General features: G+C 53.5%; 18 protein-coding genes. 11 read left to right on the top strand and 7 right to left on the bottom strand.

Annotation, left to right across the window (positions count from 1 at the left end):
* Window positions 1-12: 12 nt before the first annotated feature.
* A complete protein-coding gene (locus V9K92_RS03820; RefSeq protein WP_337353314.1) occupies window positions 13-810 on the bottom strand; it encodes a MerR family transcriptional regulator in 798 nt (265 codons plus the stop codon).
* Between the two features lie 176 nt (window positions 811-986).
* Here V9K92_RS03820 and V9K92_RS03825 point away from each other — a divergent pair, with 176 nt between their 5' ends.
* Genes V9K92_RS03825 through V9K92_RS03835 form a run of 3 tightly spaced genes read left to right on the top strand, consistent with a single transcriptional unit; the run spans window position 987 to window position 2,020 of the window.
* Window positions 987-1,322 carry an ArsR/SmtB family transcription factor gene (locus V9K92_RS03825; RefSeq protein ID WP_307278875.1) on the top strand — a complete coding sequence of 112 codons (336 nt, stop codon included), beginning with the start codon at window positions 987-989 and terminating at the stop codon, window positions 1,320-1,322.
* On the top strand, window positions 1,322-1,732 hold the full coding sequence (locus tag V9K92_RS03830) for an SRPBCC family protein (RefSeq protein ID WP_307276880.1): 411 nt from the start codon (window positions 1,322-1,324) through the stop codon (window positions 1,730-1,732). The genes V9K92_RS03825 and V9K92_RS03830 overlap by 1 nt, the downstream gene beginning before the upstream one ends.
* 54 nt (window positions 1,733-1,786) lie before the next feature.
* On the top strand, window positions 1,787-2,020 hold the full coding sequence (locus tag V9K92_RS03835) for a hypothetical protein (protein WP_115054851.1): 234 nt from the start codon (window positions 1,787-1,789) through the stop codon (window positions 2,018-2,020).
* 165 nt (window positions 2,021-2,185) lie between these two features.
* On the opposite strand, the gene V9K92_RS03840 is transcribed toward V9K92_RS03835, so the two are convergent.
* From V9K92_RS03840 to V9K92_RS03850, 3 genes are read right to left on the bottom strand one after another with little or no spacing between them, the layout of a single operon-like run.
* Window positions 2,186-3,007 (bottom strand): alpha/beta hydrolase, encoded by an 822-nt coding sequence (locus V9K92_RS03840; protein ID WP_336441349.1) that lies wholly within the window; start codon window positions 3,005-3,007, stop codon window positions 2,186-2,188.
* A 15-nt stretch (window positions 3,008-3,022) separates the two neighbouring features.
* Complete coding sequence (locus V9K92_RS03845) at window positions 3,023-4,510, bottom strand: NAD-dependent succinate-semialdehyde dehydrogenase (protein ID WP_337353315.1); 1,488 nt, start codon at window positions 4,508-4,510, stop codon at window positions 3,023-3,025.
* Window positions 4,511-4,527: 17 nt separating this feature from the next.
* Window positions 4,528-5,751, bottom strand: a complete 1,224-nt coding sequence (locus tag V9K92_RS03850; protein ID WP_336441351.1) for an iron-containing alcohol dehydrogenase — start codon at window positions 5,749-5,751, stop codon at window positions 4,528-4,530.
* A 129-nt stretch (window positions 5,752-5,880) separates the two neighbouring features.
* Here V9K92_RS03850 and V9K92_RS03855 point away from each other — a divergent pair, with 129 nt between their 5' ends.
* From V9K92_RS03855 to V9K92_RS03890, 8 genes are all read left to right on the top strand, one after another.
* A complete protein-coding gene (locus V9K92_RS03855; protein ID WP_162802627.1) occupies window positions 5,881-6,564 on the top strand; it encodes an FCD domain-containing protein in 684 nt (227 codons plus the stop codon).
* A gap of 93 nt (window positions 6,565-6,657) precedes the next feature.
* Entirely contained in the window at window positions 6,658-8,139 is a 1,482-nt protein-coding gene (locus tag V9K92_RS03860) for a sugar ABC transporter ATP-binding protein (RefSeq protein ID WP_337353501.1), read from the top strand.
* A gap of 1 nt (window position 8,140) precedes the next feature.
* On the top strand, window positions 8,141-9,133 hold the full coding sequence (locus V9K92_RS03865; RefSeq protein WP_336441352.1) for an ABC transporter permease: 993 nt from the start codon (window positions 8,141-8,143) through the stop codon (window positions 9,131-9,133).
* Between the two features lie 55 nt (window positions 9,134-9,188).
* Complete coding sequence (locus V9K92_RS03870) at window positions 9,189-10,139, top strand: substrate-binding domain-containing protein (RefSeq protein ID WP_115054858.1); 951 nt, start codon at window positions 9,189-9,191, stop codon at window positions 10,137-10,139.
* A 61-nt stretch (window positions 10,140-10,200) separates the two neighbouring features.
* Window positions 10,201-10,815 (top strand): DJ-1/PfpI family protein, encoded by a 615-nt coding sequence (locus tag V9K92_RS03875; RefSeq protein ID WP_115054859.1) that lies wholly within the window; start codon window positions 10,201-10,203, stop codon window positions 10,813-10,815.
* Between the two features lie 295 nt (window positions 10,816-11,110).
* Window positions 11,111-11,722 carry a glutathione S-transferase family protein gene (locus V9K92_RS03880; RefSeq protein ID WP_337353316.1) on the top strand — a complete coding sequence of 204 codons (612 nt, stop codon included), beginning with the start codon at window positions 11,111-11,113 and terminating at the stop codon, window positions 11,720-11,722.
* A 17-nt stretch (window positions 11,723-11,739) separates the two neighbouring features.
* Complete coding sequence (locus V9K92_RS03885; protein WP_337353317.1) at window positions 11,740-13,824, top strand: 2Fe-2S iron-sulfur cluster-binding protein; 2,085 nt, start codon at window positions 11,740-11,742, stop codon at window positions 13,822-13,824.
* A 124-nt stretch (window positions 13,825-13,948) separates the two neighbouring features.
* A complete protein-coding gene (locus V9K92_RS03890; RefSeq protein WP_115055104.1) occupies window positions 13,949-14,839 on the top strand; it encodes a LysR substrate-binding domain-containing protein in 891 nt (296 codons plus the stop codon).
* 83 nt (window positions 14,840-14,922) lie between these two features.
* Here the strand turns inward: V9K92_RS03890 and V9K92_RS03895 are convergent, their stop codons facing one another.
* Genes V9K92_RS03895 through V9K92_RS03905 form a run of 3 tightly spaced genes read right to left on the bottom strand, consistent with a single transcriptional unit; the run spans window position 14,923 to window position 17,878 of the window.
* Window positions 14,923-15,678 (bottom strand): ABC transporter ATP-binding protein, encoded by a 756-nt coding sequence (locus V9K92_RS03895; protein ID WP_336441356.1) that lies wholly within the window; start codon window positions 15,676-15,678, stop codon window positions 14,923-14,925.
* Window positions 15,672-16,739 carry an iron chelate uptake ABC transporter family permease subunit gene (locus V9K92_RS03900; protein WP_115054864.1) on the bottom strand — a complete coding sequence of 356 codons (1,068 nt, stop codon included), beginning with the start codon at window positions 16,737-16,739 and terminating at the stop codon, window positions 15,672-15,674. The genes V9K92_RS03895 and V9K92_RS03900 overlap by 7 nt, the downstream gene beginning before the upstream one ends.
* Window positions 16,740-16,744: 5 nt before the next feature.
* Window positions 16,745-17,878 (bottom strand): ABC transporter substrate-binding protein, encoded by a 1,134-nt coding sequence (locus tag V9K92_RS03905; RefSeq protein WP_337353318.1) that lies wholly within the window; start codon window positions 17,876-17,878, stop codon window positions 16,745-16,747.
* Window positions 17,879-17,961 lie beyond the last annotated feature (83 nt).

Here is a 17,961-nt window from a genome sequence, read left to right on the forward strand (position 1 = left end):
TAGGCACTTTCTTCAGGGATTGACTGGATAGACGATGTCGAAAGGCGCGTTGTCGCTACCGGGATAGATTTCATAAGGACTGTCGATGATGGTAAGGCCTTGTCGGTCGATCCAGGTTTCAATTGCGTCGTAGACGGACAGCACCAAGGGGAAATTCTGTTGGTCTGCGGGTATCGGCGTGAAGACCTCACGCCGAGCAGGCAGCAGACGGATTATCAAGTCGCTGGCTGGCTCAACGGGGCCATCGCAGGTTATCGCAACCTCGACAGGACCATCAGCGTCACGTGTGGTGAGGTTGTGATGATGCACACTCATCCTGCCATTATGGGCAAGACCTGAAGCGGCAAGATGTTTGCGAATATCCGCTTCGGCTTCCGCCATAAAGCCATTAAGGCCGGTCACTGTCACCGCTCGCTGACGGCTGACGATTTTGGTGGCATCAACCTTGCGCAACGCAATCGACAGAGCAGGATGTGTGAGGTCGGCTTGGAAGGCCATTGCCTCAACAAATTCGGTATGGACGGCGAGACGGGCATTTTGCGCCTCCAGCCACGTGCGCAATTCGATTGCACGCGCTTCTGCTGGCAGTTCCAGCAAGACAGCGATGCGGGCCATCGACAGTCCAAGCTGTCGCAATCTGGCAATCAGCCGGGCACGAGGTGCCTGTTGCGCCGAATAATACCGATAGCCGGTCTGTGGATCGACATAGGCCGGGACAAGCAGGCCCTGCTCAGCATAGAGCCGCAGTGCCTTGGCAGAAAGACGGGTGGCCGCGCGGAAACGACCGGCAAGCAGATGAGAATGAGTCATGTCACCTGTCTAAGGCCTGCCCTAAGGGCGAGGTCAAGTGGCATTGGGTTACGCATTTCATAATGTCACTTGAAGGAAGCGTTCAATTTATCATGACGGAGACGCTTGCGTAGGGTGTTTCGGAGAAGCTCGCTTGACTAACGCATAGCTCAATGGTTATACGTTTAATCATAACCATGGAGATATATGTTTTGCTGCCGAGCCACACCATATTGTTCAAAACGCTCGCCGATCCGACCAGGCGGGCTCTCTTCGAGCGCATGTGCCGAGAAGGAGAGCAGACGGTTGGGGCGCTGACGGCCCAGGCCGGAATATCGCAACCCGCGGTCTCAAAGCACCTTGCAGTATTGAAGCGGGCAGGGCTGGTGCGCGATCGGCAGGAAGGTCGCCAGACGCACTATAGTGCTCAGCTCTTTGCTCTGGCACCGCTGATAGACTGGACAAGCCAAATGACCGGCTTCTGGCAAGACCGATTTGATGACCTCGAAAACCTGCTCAAAAGGATGGACTAATGACCGAAGCCTCTACGCAAACACGCTCCGTAGTTGTCGAGCGTGAAATCTCTTATCCAGCGGAAAAGATCTGGCGCGCTCTGACGCAACCATACCTCATAGAGGAATGGCTTATGAAAAATGACTTCAAGCCTGTTGTCGATCACCGGTTCAGTCTTAACGCAGATTGGGGCTCGGTTAACTGCCAGGTAACGGCAATCGAGCAGGACAGGAGGCTGTCATATACATGGGCTGCGTATGGTCTTGAGAGTGTCGTCACATGGACACTCATTCCGACGAGTACGGGGACGAGGCTGCGCATGGAACAGTCGGGATTCCGACCGGATCAGGAGCAGGCCTACCATGGTGCCAGGGATGGATGGCCGAAATTTTTCGATGCCCTTGAAAAGGTCTTGGCATCGATAGAGTGAAGCCGACCGGCGCAAATAATCGGATGTCATCAGGCGCAACATAAGGGGATTCCATTGAATATAAATGTTTGGATTCGGCTGGCTCACCGATGGCTGTCTATCGTCTTTACGGTAACCGTCATTGCAAATTTCGCTCTCTTAGGAATGGATGACAGTGATCGTCCCATGTGGGTAGTCTACTCTCCTTTGATCCCACTTTTCTTGATGCTGTTCAGTGGCCTGTACATGTTTGCACTGCCTTATGCTGCAAGGTGGCGCAGTCGGCGACGTGTCAGCGCCGGAGAGTGAGCCGGCCTGCGATGTTCGAGTAACTGTTTCCCGCAATAATTTCAGGATTTACTCGTCACGTCTTCAAGGAATGATTGCACCCGGACCTATGCCGGTGCGATTATTCCTGAGCGGGCAGTTGTCACAGACGTTACGTCGACCACCACAGGCATTCGTGAGTTTCTTTTACCGATGTCTTAAAATAAGGTCCTTCAGAAGGGTCGCTGAGGGACGATCTTCACGTCCGAGATCGCGAACACTGCTCATATGATCAGCTTGAGCGATGTTTCTGGTTGCCACTTTCTGCCCCCCGGCAGCCAAGAGAGTGGCGAAGTCCGCCGCTTGCTGGTGGAACGGAGGTGTTTCGTTGGCTCCGACGGCGATAAGCACTTCGCAGCCTTTGTCATAGTGATGTGAAATGGGCGAGAATGCCTCGACTTCTGCATCGGTGATGCCAATTTCGGAAGCGAGAAAAGATTTTTGCAAAGGCTTCAGATCGTAGATCCCACCCAGCAAAAGCCCTGCGGCAATATTCGAAGTGCCGTCCGGTTTGTGAAACAGGAATGTTGCAAGGTGGGCGCCAGCAGAATGCCCACTCACAGTAATCCGAGACGGATCACCACCATAATCGGCGATGTGTTGGATCACCCATTGCTTCGCGCGTCGCACCTGATCCACGAGCACGGCCATCCTGAAGCCGGGCATAAGCGCATAATCGATAATAATGGCGATCGCTCCGGCGCTAGTCACTGTGTCGGCAATATAGGAGTAATCTCGTTTGGAGAACATCCGCCAGTAGCCTCCATGAATGAATATGTGCACCGGACGGCGTTCGCGTGCGCCCTCGGGGAGGAAGATGTCCAGCGTTTCATTGGTGCCAGTCCCATATGGGACGTCCAATTTGGCGTTGAGCCTATCGCGGGTTCTGGCACTGGCTGCAATAATGTCCTCCACGATAATATCGAAATCTGCGACATGAGCGCGGATGCGGAAGGGATCAGTTTCCAAGATCAGTCTCCCGGTTCAGAAGCTTGTTGCGATATACTTTGCTTCCATAAACTCGGCAATGCCATGATGTTGACCGCCTTCGCGCCCGAGTCCGCTCTGCTTGACTCCGCCGAAGGGAGCGGCCGGGTCGGAAACCAGCCCCCGGTTTAACGCGATCATTCCAGCTTCTATGCCGGAAGAAACACGAAGCCCGCGGGCGAGGTCACGCGTATAGACATAGGCGGCCAGTCCATACTCCGTGTTGTTGGCCCAGCTGACTGCCTCTTCTTCCGTTTCAAAACGGTAAAGCGGCGCGACGGGGCCGAAGATTTCTTCGTGCGCTATCTCGCAAGTGTCTGGAACATCAACCAAAACCGTTGGTGGGTAGAAGAAACCGGACCCAGCGGATATTTCGCCACCGCATAGAGCGCGGGCACCCTTGCTTATCGAATCTTGGACCAATCGATCAATCTTTTCAACAGCTTTTCGCGTTATCATCGGGCCGCATTCCGTCTGTTCATCAACGCCTCGCCCAACCTTCAGAGCCGCCATCCGCCGCGTAAGACCTTCGGCAAATGAATCATATATTCCAGACTGTACGTAGAAGCGGTTGGCAGCGGTGCATGCTTCTCCCGCGTTACGCATCTTGGCGATCATGGCTCCGTCGAGTGCGGCTTCAAGATCGGCGTCATCAAATACCACAAATGGGGCATTGCCGCCGAGTTCCATGGAGGAGGAAATAACGTGCTTGGCTGCTTCGCCCAACAGAAGTCGACCGACTCCGGTCGAACCCGTAAATGAGAGCTTTCTCACGCGCGGGTCCGCCAGTATTGTAGCGGTGATGGGGCCAGGATTACTTGTTGTCAGAACGTTGACGGTGCCTGATGGTAAGCCGGCTTCTTCATAGATGGAGGCCAGGGCGTAGGCGGTCAGTGGCGTTTCACTTGCTGGTTTCAAGATCACCGTACAACCTGCGGCCAAGGCAGGTGCGATTTTGCGAGTAGCCATAGCCGCCGGAAAGTTCCAAGGCGTTATTAGCAGGCAAATCCCTATGGGCTGATAGTCAACAATGATCCGATTGGTACCCGATGGCGCTATCCCAAATTCTCCTGAGATGCGTACGGCCTCTTCTGCGTTCCAACGGAAGAATTCCGCAGCGTAGACCACTTCACCGCGAGCATCGCGCAATGCCTTGCCGTTCTCCATCGATATGAGTGTGGCCAGCATCTCAGAACGTTCAATCATCAACTCAAAGCAACGTCGCAAGATTTCGGATCGCTTGCGAGGGGGAGTTGCACGCCATGCGGGGCCTGCCGCCGCGGCAGCATCGATGCATGCGCGCGCATCCTCTACCGTCGCGTCGGCCACAGCCGCAATTCGTTTGCCTGTTGACGGATCGATGACATCAATCTGTTGGTTGCTGCAAGCCGGCCACCAGCTTCCGTTAATATACAGACCACGAGTGGTGGCGCCGATATCGGGTCCATTGACGTCAGGCGTCAGCGTTTTCTGTGCAACGGTCATGTGTTGTTCCTCGGTGATTAAATGGCAGAAGCGGCGAAGTCGCCGTCATAGGCTGCTCTTACAAGACGTTTCATCGCGTCCAGATCGAAGGTTCGGGGATTGTTTTTGATTAATCTGTCGATACCGAACGCCTGCTCGGCAGTCCAATCGAGCTTGTCTAAAGGCAGACCAAGGTCAGCCAGCGTGGGTGTTATGCCGATCGATGCGAAAAGCCTGCGGATTTCTTCGATTGCAATTTTTGCATTCTCTTCAATATCCGAGCCACTGGCGAGGCCGAGAGCTGTGGTGATCTCGGCCATTTCAGCGGCGCAGACACGTTTGTTATAATTCATGACGTAAGGCATCATGGTTGCCACCCCGAGGCCATGAGCCGTGTGCGTGAGTGCTCCGGCGGGATACTGGATTGCATGGGCTGCGGCAGTTCCTGCTGTGCCGAACGCGCAGCCAGCTGCCAGTGCGCCCATCATCACATCTGCTCTTGCATCTTCATTCGACCCATCCTTGCAGGCCTTTTCCAAACTGCGGCCCAGCAGCTTGATTGCCAGTAATGCAAAATGATCGGTCAGTGCGCTTTTGCCGATGAAGACGTGGTTCTGCGCCAATGTGTGATCCGCGCAGCGGGGAACTGCTGTAAAAGCCTCGATGGCATGGGTGAGGGCGTCCGCGCCAGCAACTGCTGTCAAACCGGGCGGGCAGGTCATTGTTAGTTCCGGATCACAAATGGCCGTTGTTGCGACCAGGTAGGGACTGGATATTCCAACCTTAAGGGTCCGCCCAGAGTCGGAGATGACTGCAACCGGCGTTACTTCAGATCCCGTTCCAGCCGTCGTTGGAACGGCAATGACTGGAAGAACAGGGCCGGGAACCTTGTACTCGCCATAATAATCCTCCAGTTCCCCGCCATGGCTGAGCAGGAGAGCCGCGCACTTTGCCATGTCCAGACAGCTTCCGCCGCCAATGCCGATTACCATGTCAGGACCAAACTCCCGCGCATCATCGACGCAAAGCGACACCGTCTCACTTGGCACGTCCGGCTGAACCGCGTCGTAGATCAAGACCTCTATAGAGGCTGCGTTTAGCGCCTCGTGGATTTGCGCAAATATCGCCGTCGCTGCGAACCGCTCATCGGTGCAGATCAGCGCTCGCTTTCCAAGTCTTGCGGCAACCATCGGCAAAGCATGGCGCTGTCCTTTGCCAAAGAGAATTTCACTGGGGAGCCGAAGTGCAGCAAAAAGGGTCATCGTCCATTTCCTTGGAGGCATTTACATAAAGGGGATATAAAATCGTATAGGATATGGGATTGCATATACGGAACCATCATGCTAGTGAGGGTCTATGTCAAGAGGCAACTTATGCAGAAGAAAAATTCTATGATCCTAACCGAAGCACCTGATCAAAGTGGTTTCATCCAAAGAAGCAACAGCTTGGCGGGAAGCGTTTATGACGCCATTTTTGCACAGTTAATGTCACTGAAAATCGCGCCGGGAGCCCGCATAACCGTCGATAATTTGGTGCGTGAGTTGAACGTTTCGCAGACGCCGATCAGGGAAGCGCTCGGCAGGCTCGAAGGAGAGGGGCTCGTGGTGAAGACCCACTTGATCGGCTATAGCGCTGCACCGCAGATCACCCGCCGCAGATTTGACGAACTGTACGAACTGCGCCTGCTGCTTGAGCCGGATGGTGCGGCGAAATCTGCCGCCGTGATGGATGAGACGAAGCTTGCAGCACTTCAGGAAGCGGCGGGTGTCATGGGGCGCGGAGACGGCACGGACGAGCGCATCCGTTACTCGACATTCGCCCGTCAGGACTCAGTATTTCATGACAAGATCATGGAGTTTGCTGGGAACGAGCTTATCCGCGAGACACTCAATCACCAGCACGCACATTTTCATATTTTCCGTCTGATGTTCCACTCCCGCGTAACCGAAGAAGCTTTGGATGAGCACGAAGCGTTGCTCGCAGCCTTTGCAGCAGGTGACGTTTCTGCTGCAAAACAGGCAATGCGTATGCACCTCCAGCATTCGCGTGATCGTCTGCTCCCGGCATTCGACTGAGGCCGGCCAATGTTCGCTGCTTCAAGATTTCAACAGGAGAGCGATGAGGCAGCCGGTGGCGATACTTGTGGACCGGTTCTGCAAGCCAAAGGGATGTCAAAAGATTATGGTCCAGTCACGGTCTTGTCCGATGTCTGGCTTGATGTGCTACCCGGCAGAATTCATGCCATCATCGGAGAAAATGGCGCAGGAAAATCAACCTTTATGCGATTGCTTGCAGGATATGCGGAGCCAACTGCAGGAACGCTCTCTATAGCCGGTTACGACGTCAGGTTCTCAAGGCCCGAACATGCACAGCAGGCAGGAATTGTTCTCGTTCACCAGGAAATCCTGCTTGCAGAAGGACTAACTGTTGCCGAGAATCTGTTCCTCGGACGTGAGCTTATGTGGAATGGAATGGTCGACGATCAATCCATGCGCCGCATAGCTGCCGAAAAACTTTCGGAATTGGGATGCCGGGTATCGCCTAATGCGCTGGTTCGTGACATCGCGCTTGCCGATCGGCAGCTTGTTCAGATCGCGCGTGCACTTCTTGATGACTATAAACTTGTTATATTTGACGAACCTACTGCGGTTTTGACCGGAGATGAGGTAGAGCGACTCCTGGGAATTATCCTGAAGATAAAAGAGCAGGGTGCCGCAGTTCTATATATTAGCCATCGTCTCGATGAAGTGCAGCGGATCGCTGATCAGGTAAGCGTGTTGCGGGACGGCAAGATGGTTGGAACCTATCCTGCTCAAGGTCTGACGCAAATGGACATGGCCCGCCTTATGGTCGGGCGCGATCTGGCGGCGCTTTATCCAGTCAAACGCATCAAAGCTTCGAACGTGCCGTCACTGGAAGTCCGGGATCTGGTCGTGTCGGGCTACGCCAAGGACATTTTCTTCACTGCACACAAGGGAGAAATCCTGGGTTTTGCAGGCATGATCGGTGCTGGGCGGACGGAAGTATTTGAAGGCATCATGGGTTTGCGACCGGCACATGGATCTGTCGTGCTGAATGGCCGTATCATCGATATCCGTCATTCGCGCGCTGCCATGGATGGAGGTATTGGATACCTTACCGAAGACCGCAAAGGTAAGGGACTTTTGCTCAACGAAAAGCTCGCGCCAAATCTGACACTTTCCGCACTCACACGCTTTCATCCAGGCCTGATGATGCGCAAAGCTCGTGAGCAAGCCGCCCTCGTTAAAGCCGTGGAAGATTACGATATCCGGCTCAAGAGCCTTGGCGTAAAGGCGGGGCAACTTTCCGGAGGCAATCAGCAGAAATTGCTGCTTGCAAAAGTACTCCTCACCAATCCGTCAATCATTGTTATCGATGAGCCCACGCGGGGCATAGATATTGCAAACAAGGCGCAGATTTACGCATTCATCCAGCGCCTGGCGGAAGAGGGCAAAACTTGCATCGTCATTTCTTCCGAAATGCAGGAACTAATTGGCATCTGTGATCGAGTTCTCGTGATGCGGGAGGGACGCATTACCGGCGAGGTGACAGGCGAGAAGATGACGGAACATGAAATTGCGCTGCTGGCAACCAGTGATGTGACGACAGCGGCGAGCAGGGAGGAATGACATGAGTGTTATTACAGGCTCAGCAGCACTTCGGCAGGAGCGGGACTGGAATATCGGCTGGACCGATTTTGGGCCATTTTTGGCACTCCTGGCACTCCTGGTGGTCGGCTTCCTCGTCAACCCCGACTTTCTTTCCGCTACGAACCTGGGGAATGTCATCACGCGTAGTGCTTTCATTGCCATTATAGCGGTCGGCGCAACATTTGTAATTTCCTCAGGGGGATTGGACCTTTCCGTGGGTGCGATGGCGGCGTTCATCACGGGCATCACTATAATGTTCATGAATAGTATGGCACCAGAGTGGGGAGTTTGGGCAATTCCCGCCGGGATGGCCGTGGCCGTGATCGTGGGAACCGGCTGTGGTCTGATGAACGGTCTGATCGTTACGGTAGGGAGAATCGAGCCATTCATCGCCACGCTCGGCACAATGGGTATCTTCAGGGCATTGATTACTTACATGTCCGACGGCGGGACGATCCCGATTGATCGGAGCCTGCGTGAGGCCTACCGCCCTGTTTACTTCGGTACGGTAGGGGGGATACCGCTGCCAATCCTGATCTCAATTGCGGTGGCCGCTGTGGCGTCCTTCATTCTCTACAAGATGAAGTATGGGCGCAAGTGCGCTGCGGTTGGGGCAAATGAAGACGTCGCGCGCTACTCCGGTATCTCAATAGTCAAAACACGCACGATCGCCTACGCAATGCAAGGCGCTTGCGTAGCAATTGCAGCGATATGCTACGTTCCGCGCCTTGGCGCTGCAACACCAACAACGGGTGTCCTGTGGGAACTTCAGGTTATCACTGCCGTCGTCATCGGTGGAACGGCCCTGCGTGGTGGTAAAGGCCACGTATGGGGCACGGTCGCAGGTGCTGTAATCCTCGAACTCATAGCTAATTTGATGGTGCTGTCGGATTTCGTCTCTGAATATCTGGTGGCAGGCGTTCAAGGCGTAATCATTATCATCGCTATGCTCATTCAAAGGTTCTCAAAATAATCCGCGTCGGGACCACGCGGATCATTAACTTCAGGTCCAATTCTGGGAGGAATGTATGTTTAAGAGTAGATGGATTGCCCCTGTAGCCATAGGCGTCATTCTGATCGCAAGTCAGGCGCTGGCTGCCGATAAGAAAGTGATCGCGGTCTCAATACCGGCGGCTGACCACGGCTGGACTGCCGGTGTTGTCTACCATGCCCAAGCTGCCGCAAAGGAAGTTAACACCGCATTTCCGGACGTGGAAGTCGTTGTCAAAACGTCGCCCTCGGCCGCGGCTCAAGTTAGTGCCCTGGAGGATCTGTCCGCCGGTCGAAAGCTCGATGCGCTTGTAATCCTGCCGTATTCTTCGGAAGAACTGACCACACCGGTCAAGGCGGTCAAAGATGCCGGAACGTTTATTACCGTCGTTGATCGGGGTTTGAGCGATGCCTCTATACAGGATCTATATCTTGCTGGTGACAATATCGCGGTTGGTCGAAACACGGCAAAGTACATGATTGAAAAACTAGGGGGCAAGGGCAACCTCGTTGTTCTTCGCGGAATTCCAACAGTTATTGATGACGAACGGATCCAGGGCTTCAATGACGCCATTAAAGACACAGAGCTGAAAGTTCTGGATATTCAGTATGCAAACTGGAATAGCGATGAAGCGTTCAAGCTGATGCAGGACTACCTCGCCAAATATCCTCAAATCGACGCAGTCTGGGCAAACGATGACGACATGCTGCTCGGCGTGCTTGAGGCGGTGAAGGAATCCGGGCGCAAGGACATCAAACTTGCACTCGGCGGGAATGGCATGAAGGATATTGTAAAGAAGGTTATGGATGGTGACGCGATGACTCCGGTCGAAACACCATACCCGCCCGCAATGATCAAGACCGCAATTTATATGACAATAGCCAATCTCGTTGGTCAGGCGCCCGTTCGCGGGACCGTCAAGCTCGATGCACCACTGATCACACAAGAGAATGCAAAGGAATACTACTTCCCCGATTCTCCGTTTTAACCAACAACGATGAACCGGGCGGCATGTGCCGTCCCAATGCATGAGATAAGAGGAGCAAGACATGGCAGGCAAGAAAATACTTATGCTGACAGGCGAGTTTACCGAGGAATACGAAATATTCGTTTATCAGCAGGCGATGGAAGCGGTCGGGCATACGGTTCACGTCATATGTCCAGACAAGAAGGCAGGCGACCTCATCAAAACGTCGCTGCACGATTTCGAGGGCGACCAGACTTACACCGAAAAGCTTGGACATTTCTTTACGATCAACAAGACGTTTTCAGAGGCCGAAACGCAGCTTGACCAATACCACGCAGTATACGCCGCTGGCGGTCGCGGCCCGGAATACATCCGTACAGACAAGCGCGTCCAGGCTATTGTCCGGCACTTTCACGAGAAACAAAAACCGATCTTCACAATCTGTCACGGCGTTCAAATACTAATCGCCGTGGATGGCGTTGTTCGTGGCAAGAAGGTTGCAGCACTTGGAGCTTGCGAACCTGAAGTCACTTTAGCGGGCGGCACCTATATCGATCTTTCGCCCACAGAAGCCTATGTCGATGGTACAATGGTATCCGCTAAAGGATGGACTGCGCTTGCGGCCTTCATCAGAGAATGTCTTAAAGTGCTTGGCACGGAGATCAGGCACAGCAACGACGTGGCTAAAGCTGCCTAGGTCAAAAAATCCCAAATGGCCGCTTAACGAGCGGCCATTTTATTAAACCTACGCAACGGCAAGCGGGCAGGACTTCCGGCGCTGTGTTATCGCTAATTGCTAGGTTTCTTTGGCTGACGCTTGCATCGAGCACAGTCATCACGGCTTGCAACCGGGCAAAACGACCTCGCCGATTGCTACCATTTTGTGGAACACTGCCTTTCCTTAAAACCGTCTTCTCCTGATTGAACAGCTCGTGCATTTTTCCCGTTGAAGGCGGTCGGTATGGAATCGCTTTACAAACGGAGACATCGTCATGAAGCTTTATTTCTATCCCCTTTCCGGCCATGCGCACCGGGCCCGACTTTTTCTATCTCTCCTTGGCCAATCCTTTGAGTTGATTGAGGTTGACCTGGCAAAAGGCGAACATAAAAAGCCGGAATTTCTCGAGCTCAACAGCTTCGGACAGGTCCCTGTCCTTGTAGACGGTGAAACGGTCATTTCGGACTCCAACGCAATTCTGGTCTATGTCGCCAGGAAGCTTGGCAAAACCGACTGGTTTCCAGAAGATGCGGTTGGCGGTGCCAGAGTTCAGCGCTGGCTCTCTGTTGCAGCTGGGCAACTTGCCTTCGGTCCTGCGGCGGCCCGACTGATCACAGTATTCGGAGCAAAGTTCAATGCTGAAGAAGTCATCGGACGCGCGCACGCACTCTACAAGGTTCTCGAAGGGGAACTAACTGTCAGGAAATGGTTGGCTGCCGATCATATTACGGTCGCGGACGTTGCTATCTACAGCTACACTGCCCGTGCGCCTGAAGGAAATGTTGACCTTTCTGCATACCCAAACTTGCGCGCTTGGCTACAGCGTATTGAAGCGCTTCCCGGTTTTGTTGATTTTGCCAAAACGCCCGTCGGTTTTGCCGCCTGAGGGAAAAGGAGAGAGCCATGTCGGTCAACGGCCAAGTTGTATATGAGCTGGCGGTATCGCCATGGCACCAAGGCGAAAAGAAACTCCAGAACGCTGTCGGTGTTTTGGATAAAATGGAAGATATTGGGCGGCGATTCATCCGGGACCGCTTGATCGAACAGCACCGGAATTTTTATCCACAACTGCCTTTTGTGGTTGTCGGTGCCGTAGATGGCAATGGTGATCCATGGGCTACGTTTTTGGCAGGTAAGCCCGGGTTCATGAGCGCCACAAATGAGCACAGTCTTAAAATTGCTGCCCTCCGCGATCCCGGTGATCCGGCCGTTTTCGGTATGAATGATGGGGATTCCATTGGTATTCTGGGCATAGAACTTCATACGCGACGCCGAAACCGGCTGAACGGTATCGTCGCCAACTGCACTGACGCGCAAATCGATCTTCAAGTTGTGCATAGTTTCGGGAATTGCCCCCGGTATATCCAGTATCGGGATTATGAGTTCGTTCGTGATCCAGCCGTTGAATTCCACACCACTGCGGAAGTGCTTGACGGGCTTGATGAGGAAGCCAGAGATCTGATCTTGAAGGCGGATACGTTTTTTGTTGCCTCTTATGCACAGGTCGAAGGCAATCGCCAGGTCGACGTATCGCATCGGGGCGGAAAACCTGGTTTCGTTCGTATCGGACCAGATGGTCTTCTCACGATTCCCGATTTTAATGGCAATCTGTTCTTCAACACGCTGGGCAACATTGCCTTGAATGGTCGCGCCGGACTGGTGTTTGCAAGCTTTGATAGAGGGGAAGTTTTGCAGATGAGTGGGCGAGCCGAGGTCATTCTCGATTCTCCCGAAATTGCCGCCTTTCAGGGCGCTGAACGATTATGGAATTTTCGCCCCGAACGCATTGTGAGAAGACGCGAGGCGCTGCCACTGCGCTGGGCAACCCGACGAAATGGTGAAAGCCCCTTTTCAACGATGACAGGTGATTGGCACCAAGCAGCCAATCGCCAGAGGGCCACCGAACTTGCGAAGGCCTGGCGGCCTTTTAGAGTAGATCGGATCGTCGATGAAAGTTCGGTTATAAAGTCCATTTATCTTTCGCCGAACGACGGGGCAGGGTTGATTCCTCACGCCGCGGGCCAGCATCTTCCTGTACGCATTTCCATCGATAAAGAAAGCGCCCCTCTTATCAGGACATATACGCTTTCGGTTGCACCATCGGACGGAGTGTACCGGATCAGTGTGAAAAAGGATGGCCGGATATCCGGGGTTCTGCATCAATTGAAAGTTGGATCTATCATAGAGGCTCGCACACCTGCGGGCGGCTTTACCATTGATCCACTGGAGCCACGACCAGTTGTGTTGTTGGCAGCTGGTATTGGCATCACGCCAATGTTGGCAATGCTTCGGCACCTTGTTTATGAGGGTCGGAGAAAACAGAGAATGCGCAAAACCTGGATGATTTATTCCGCTCGCACAAAGGCCGAGCAAGGGTTTGGCGCCGAGCTTGCGGATTTGGTGTTCGAAGCCAATGGAGCAGTTCGTCTCGTAAAAGTCCTTTCAGCGACCGAAGATGCGACGCACGGCGTCGACTTCGATGAAGCGGGGCGCATCAATATAGAGCTGATTAAAAAAGTTTTGCCCTTCGACGATTTCGATTTCTATCTGTGCGGGCCGTCCGCTTTCATGCAGGACACCTACTCTGCTTTGCGATCCTTGAATGTGCCTGACAAACGCATTTTTGCCGAGAGCTTCGGTCCCGGATCAATCTCCAGACAAGCGGATGCATATAGGGTAGACGGAAATGAAAGTCTGGCTCCCTCGACGGTCTCCGTACCGGTCATTTTTACTGAATCTGCCAAGGAAACCCGATGGCTCCCTGAAAGCGGAACGCTGCTGGAACTTGCCGAAGCACGGGGTCTGACTCCCGAATTTAGCTGCCGGAGCGGAACTTGCGGAACTTGCGTGACTAAACTTGTCAAAGGAAACGTGGCATACAAAAAGCCTCCGGAAGCTGCGATAGGCGATGGCGAGGTCCTGATATGCAGTGCCTATCCGGCATCTGTCGGAAATGAAGGCGCTGGTGGATTACAGATCGCGCTTTAAGACTCCTCGGTGGCCCATACGGGTGGCATTTTCATTATTTCAGTGATGTGCTGCCTCGCACACTTGTACCCAACCGTTAGTTCTTGCACGATCCTTCGTGATTACTCGAAGGACGAGGTAGATGGTGGACCGTTGGCAGGCAATGCGAATATTTGTAAAAGTGGCAGAGACCGAAAGTTTTGCTGAATCAGCACGTCAATTGCACATGAGTCCACCGGCCGTAACGCGTGCAGTGGCTGCTCTAGAAGATATAATTGGTGCAAGGCTCTTTGTTCGCACCACACGTTCAGTAAAGCTGACAGAGCCGGGAAATCGCTATCTGGAAGATTGCCGCCGAATTTTGTCTGACATAGTCGAGGCAGAGGCCGCAGCTGCGGGTTCCTATGCGAAACCGTCGGGGACACTCGCTGTTACCGCATCAATGCTGTTCGGTCAGATGTATGTCCTTCCAATAATGCACGAGTATCTCGGCAGCTATCCGGCGGTCAACGGCCGCATTCTTTTTGTCGATCGTCCGGTCAACATCGTTGAAGAGGGGATCGACGTTGCGGTTCGCATTGGCCATCTTCCAGACTCAGGCTTTTCGGCAACCAAAGTCGGTTTGGTGCGGCGGGTCGTTTGTGGAGCTCCAGCGTATTTCAGGGAGCGTGGTATTCCGTCGACGCCTGCCGACCTCAAGGATCATCGCATTATTGCTTCGACAGGCGCCTGGGCATCGCCGGAGTGGCGCTTCGCCAATGATCAACGGGTAACCATACAGACATGGTTACAATCCAATACAAACGAGGCGGCCATCACAACCGCAGCGGCCGGTTTCGGCCTTACGCGCGTGCTCCATTATCAGATTGGCCCAGCCTTATTGGAAGAAAAATTGCAAATTGTGCTTGCCGATTATGAGGAAGCGCCGCTGCCCATTCACGTTCTTCATCCCGAGGGGCGCCAGGCTCCAGCAAAGGTAAGGGCCTTCGTGGAGCTGGCAGTAACGCGACTTCGTGAAAGCAGACTGCTGAATTAAGCTCCTACCGCTCTCGCATCCGTGGTTCTGCGCGCGATTGTGCGCAGTTTGGAGTTCGTCACAGGCCAGAAATTACTCCGCAGTCAAACCACGGCCCCATCGACAATAACCATAGGCCTTCCCTTGGAACAGTTCTCAATGCGCGCCTCGACGCGATAGATATCACGAAGAAGTACTTCCGATATCACGTCATGAGTCGGCCCGCTTGCAATCATTGAGCCATCAGCAATCACGATCGTCTGGTCGCAATAGCGCAGAGCATGGTTGAGATCGTGTAACGCGATCATGACTGTGAGCCCCGATTGCGCAGCAAGGTTCTTCATGAAACCAAGAACTTCGACCTGTCTGAAAAGGTCAAGCGCTGAAGTGGGCTCATCCATCAGCAACACCTCGGGTTTGCGGATCAAGGCCTGTGCAATCGAAACAAGCTGACGCTGTCCACCTGATAGTTCGCCAAGACCCTTGAAGGCGAGCGCTTCGATCTTGAGCGCCGCTAGGATATGGTCGATCTCGCGAAGTTCCCTGTCGTGGACTTTCCAGCCGGAACCCTGCTTGGCGGCCAGTAGTATGGACTCATAGACAGTTAAAACCGCATTGGCTCCGGTATCCTGAGGCATGTAGCAGATCGTTTCCGAACCTTTTTCTGTATCAGACAAGTGAACCAGACCTGCTCCGGAGATAAGACCGGCAATGCGTTTGAATAGCGTTGACTTGCCCGCGGCATTCGGCCCGATAACAGCGGTCATACTGCCAGCCTTCAAAACATCGGTGGTGACATCGGCAAGTACTTTATGCTTGCCATATTGCGCACCCAGCTGTTCCAGCGCAATGCTTACCATGACTTCTTCCGATGTGTGAAAATGAGCACGAAGAAAAACGGCACGCCGACCAAAGCTGTCATGACCCCAATCGGCAGCATGGCGCCAGGTATCAATGTCTTGCTTACAACTGACGTTGCCGACAAGAGAAGTGCCCCGCAGAGGGCGGAAGCGGGAAGAAAGAAGCGTTGATCTTCACCGACCAGCATACGCGCAATATGAGGTCCCACCAGGCCAATAAAACCGATGGTACCGACGAACGAAACGGGAATGGCTGCCAGAAGGCTGACTGTCATCATGGTTTCCAGACGCAAGCGACGCACATTGATGCCAAGGCTTGCTGCCTTGTCTTCTCCCAGACGCAATGCCGTCAGCGCCCAGGCACGTCTTGCAAAGAGGGGCATGACGACAATTACGATGGCAGCGGTTATCGCGACTTTGGGCCAGGTTGCTTTGGTCAGGCTACCCATCGTCCAGAACACCACAGCCGCCAATGCTTGTTCGGAGGCAAGATATTCGAGCAGTGATAGAAGCGCGTTGAATGTGAAGACCAACGCGATCCCGAGCAGCACAATTGTTTCCACGGCAACGCCGCGCATTGTAGAGGCAAAATGGATAAACAAGGCTGCGAGCATAGCCATCAAGAAAGCGTTGATCGGCACCATGAATTGCGTCGCCAGCGGAAACACGGCGACCCCTCCGACTAGTGCGAGCGCCGCACCAAAGCCAGCTGCGGCCGAGATGCCTAAGGTAAAGGGGCTGGCAAGTGGGTTGGCAAGGATTGTTTGCATTTGTGCGCCAGCCACGGAAAGCGAGGCACCCACCGTCAGCGCCATGAGCGCAATCGGCATGCGTATGTCCCATATAACCACACGAAGCTGGTCGGTAGCGGCGAAGGGACTAAAAAGGGTCGCCAATACCTCCGAAAGCGAATAATTCGCAGGCCCAAGAGCCATATCAACGGACACGCTCAGAAATAGGCCTGCGACCAACAGAGCAATAAGCACTGTGCGGCGTAGAACCAACATTCGATATGCTGCCTGCCCCGTATGCGCGGGGTTCTCGGCGATAATAGCAACCATCCGATCTATTGCCCGTCTTTAAGCGAAACAAAATAACCGGACTTATAATCAAGCGGCAAAAAGCGCGTGTGCAGCTCCTTGAATGTCGCCGTTGGGTCGAGGTCTGCGAAAAGATCTGGATGCAGCCATTTCGCAATTTCCTGAATCGCGACGAACTGATAGGGATTATTGTAGAATTGATGCCAGATGGCGTGAACATTGCCCTCTTTGACAGCCTTGACACCCGTGAATGCAGGGCGTTTTGTCAGGGCATCAAGCTTGCGCCGTGCTTCCTTTTCGTCGGCACCGTAGCCTACGCCGACCCAGTTACCGCCAGGCACGTAACCCTCCCAATTGCCGCCCGTAATAATGATCTGATCGGGATTGGACGCGATAATCTGTTCAGGGTGGACGTTTCCGAAAGTGCCCGGGATAATATCCTTCGCCATGTTAATGCCGCCAGCCGTTTCAACCATCTTGCCGAAGTTCTCATTGCCGAACGACATGCAACAATCATCCGAATAGCCGCCAGCGCGCTCTATAAATACCAAGGGCTTCGGGGCATTGGCCTTTGCCAGCACATCCGTAACCTTTGCGATGTTGTCAGCCCGGAATTTGACGAACTCTTCGGCCTTATCTTCTTTACCGAAAAGCTTGCCGATAATACGGATGCTTGCTTCGGTATTTTCCATCGGCTTTTCGCGGAAATCGATATAGACGATCGGGATACCTACCTTGCCAAGCTTTTCAATATATCCGGCCTCTTCGGTGGCGGTCTTGGCATCAACATTCATGATGATGACGTCAGGCTTCAAGGAGACAGCCTGCTCGACGTCAAATGTCCCGTCTTTCATGCCGCCGAAAGTCGGAATCTTGGCAATTGAAGGATCTTTTTCCAGGTAGGCCGAATAACTCTCGGGATCGGCTTTGGGTAAATCGTCGCGCCAGCCTACGACACGCTTGAATGGATTGTCACGATCCAGGATTGCCGTGAAATATACCTGTCGACCTTCACCTAAAATGACGTGCTCGACAGGAACATTGACCTCCACATTACGACCGGTAATGTCTTTAATCGATATTTTGTCTGCGAGCGCCGCGCTCGACAAAATCACAGACCAACCCATGGCGGCAAAAGCCACCTTGCCAAACAAACGCATCGCCCGTACTCCATGAAAACTCAGGCGTTCTATTATTTTATGACTTCGCAAGTCAACATATAAGATATGCCATTCGAAACATT

The organism is Phyllobacterium sp. CCNWLW109 (assembly GCF_037203905.1).
Classification (GTDB): Bacteria; Pseudomonadota; Alphaproteobacteria; order Rhizobiales; family Rhizobiaceae; genus Phyllobacterium; species Phyllobacterium ifriqiyense.

Coding starts and splice junctions, on each gene's coding strand:
- V9K92_RS03830 (WP_307276880.1), top strand. CDS start 1,322: ATGACCGAAGCCTCTACGCAAACACGCTCCGTAGTTGTCGAGCGTGAA.
- V9K92_RS03825 (WP_307278875.1), top strand. CDS start 987: ATGGAGATATATGTTTTGCTGCCGAGCCACACCATATTGTTCAAAACG.
- V9K92_RS03850 (WP_336441351.1), bottom strand. CDS start 5,751: ATGACCCTTTTTGCTGCACTTCGGCTCCCCAGTGAAATTCTCTTTGGC.
- V9K92_RS03870 (WP_115054858.1), top strand. CDS start 9,189: ATGTTTAAGAGTAGATGGATTGCCCCTGTAGCCATAGGCGTCATTCTG.
- V9K92_RS03845 (WP_337353315.1), bottom strand. CDS start 4,510: ATGACCGTTGCACAGAAAACGCTGACGCCTGACGTCAATGGACCCGAT.
- V9K92_RS03820 (WP_337353314.1), bottom strand. CDS start 810: ATGACTCATTCTCATCTGCTTGCCGGTCGTTTCCGCGCGGCCACCCGT.
- V9K92_RS03860 (WP_337353501.1), top strand. CDS start 6,658: ATGTCAAAAGATTATGGTCCAGTCACGGTCTTGTCCGATGTCTGGCTT.
- V9K92_RS03855 (WP_162802627.1), top strand. CDS start 5,881: ATGATCCTAACCGAAGCACCTGATCAAAGTGGTTTCATCCAAAGAAGC.
- V9K92_RS03900 (WP_115054864.1), bottom strand. CDS start 16,739: ATGGTTGCTATTATCGCCGAGAACCCCGCGCATACGGGGCAGGCAGCA.
- V9K92_RS03880 (WP_337353316.1), top strand. CDS start 11,111: ATGAAGCTTTATTTCTATCCCCTTTCCGGCCATGCGCACCGGGCCCGA.
- V9K92_RS03885 (WP_337353317.1), top strand. CDS start 11,740: ATGTCGGTCAACGGCCAAGTTGTATATGAGCTGGCGGTATCGCCATGG.
- V9K92_RS03875 (WP_115054859.1), top strand. CDS start 10,201: ATGGCAGGCAAGAAAATACTTATGCTGACAGGCGAGTTTACCGAGGAA.
- V9K92_RS03895 (WP_336441356.1), bottom strand. CDS start 15,678: ATGGTAAGCATTGCGCTGGAACAGCTGGGTGCGCAATATGGCAAGCAT.
- V9K92_RS03865 (WP_336441352.1), top strand. CDS start 8,141: ATGAGTGTTATTACAGGCTCAGCAGCACTTCGGCAGGAGCGGGACTGG.
- V9K92_RS03905 (WP_337353318.1), bottom strand. CDS start 17,878: ATGCGTTTGTTTGGCAAGGTGGCTTTTGCCGCCATGGGTTGGTCTGTG.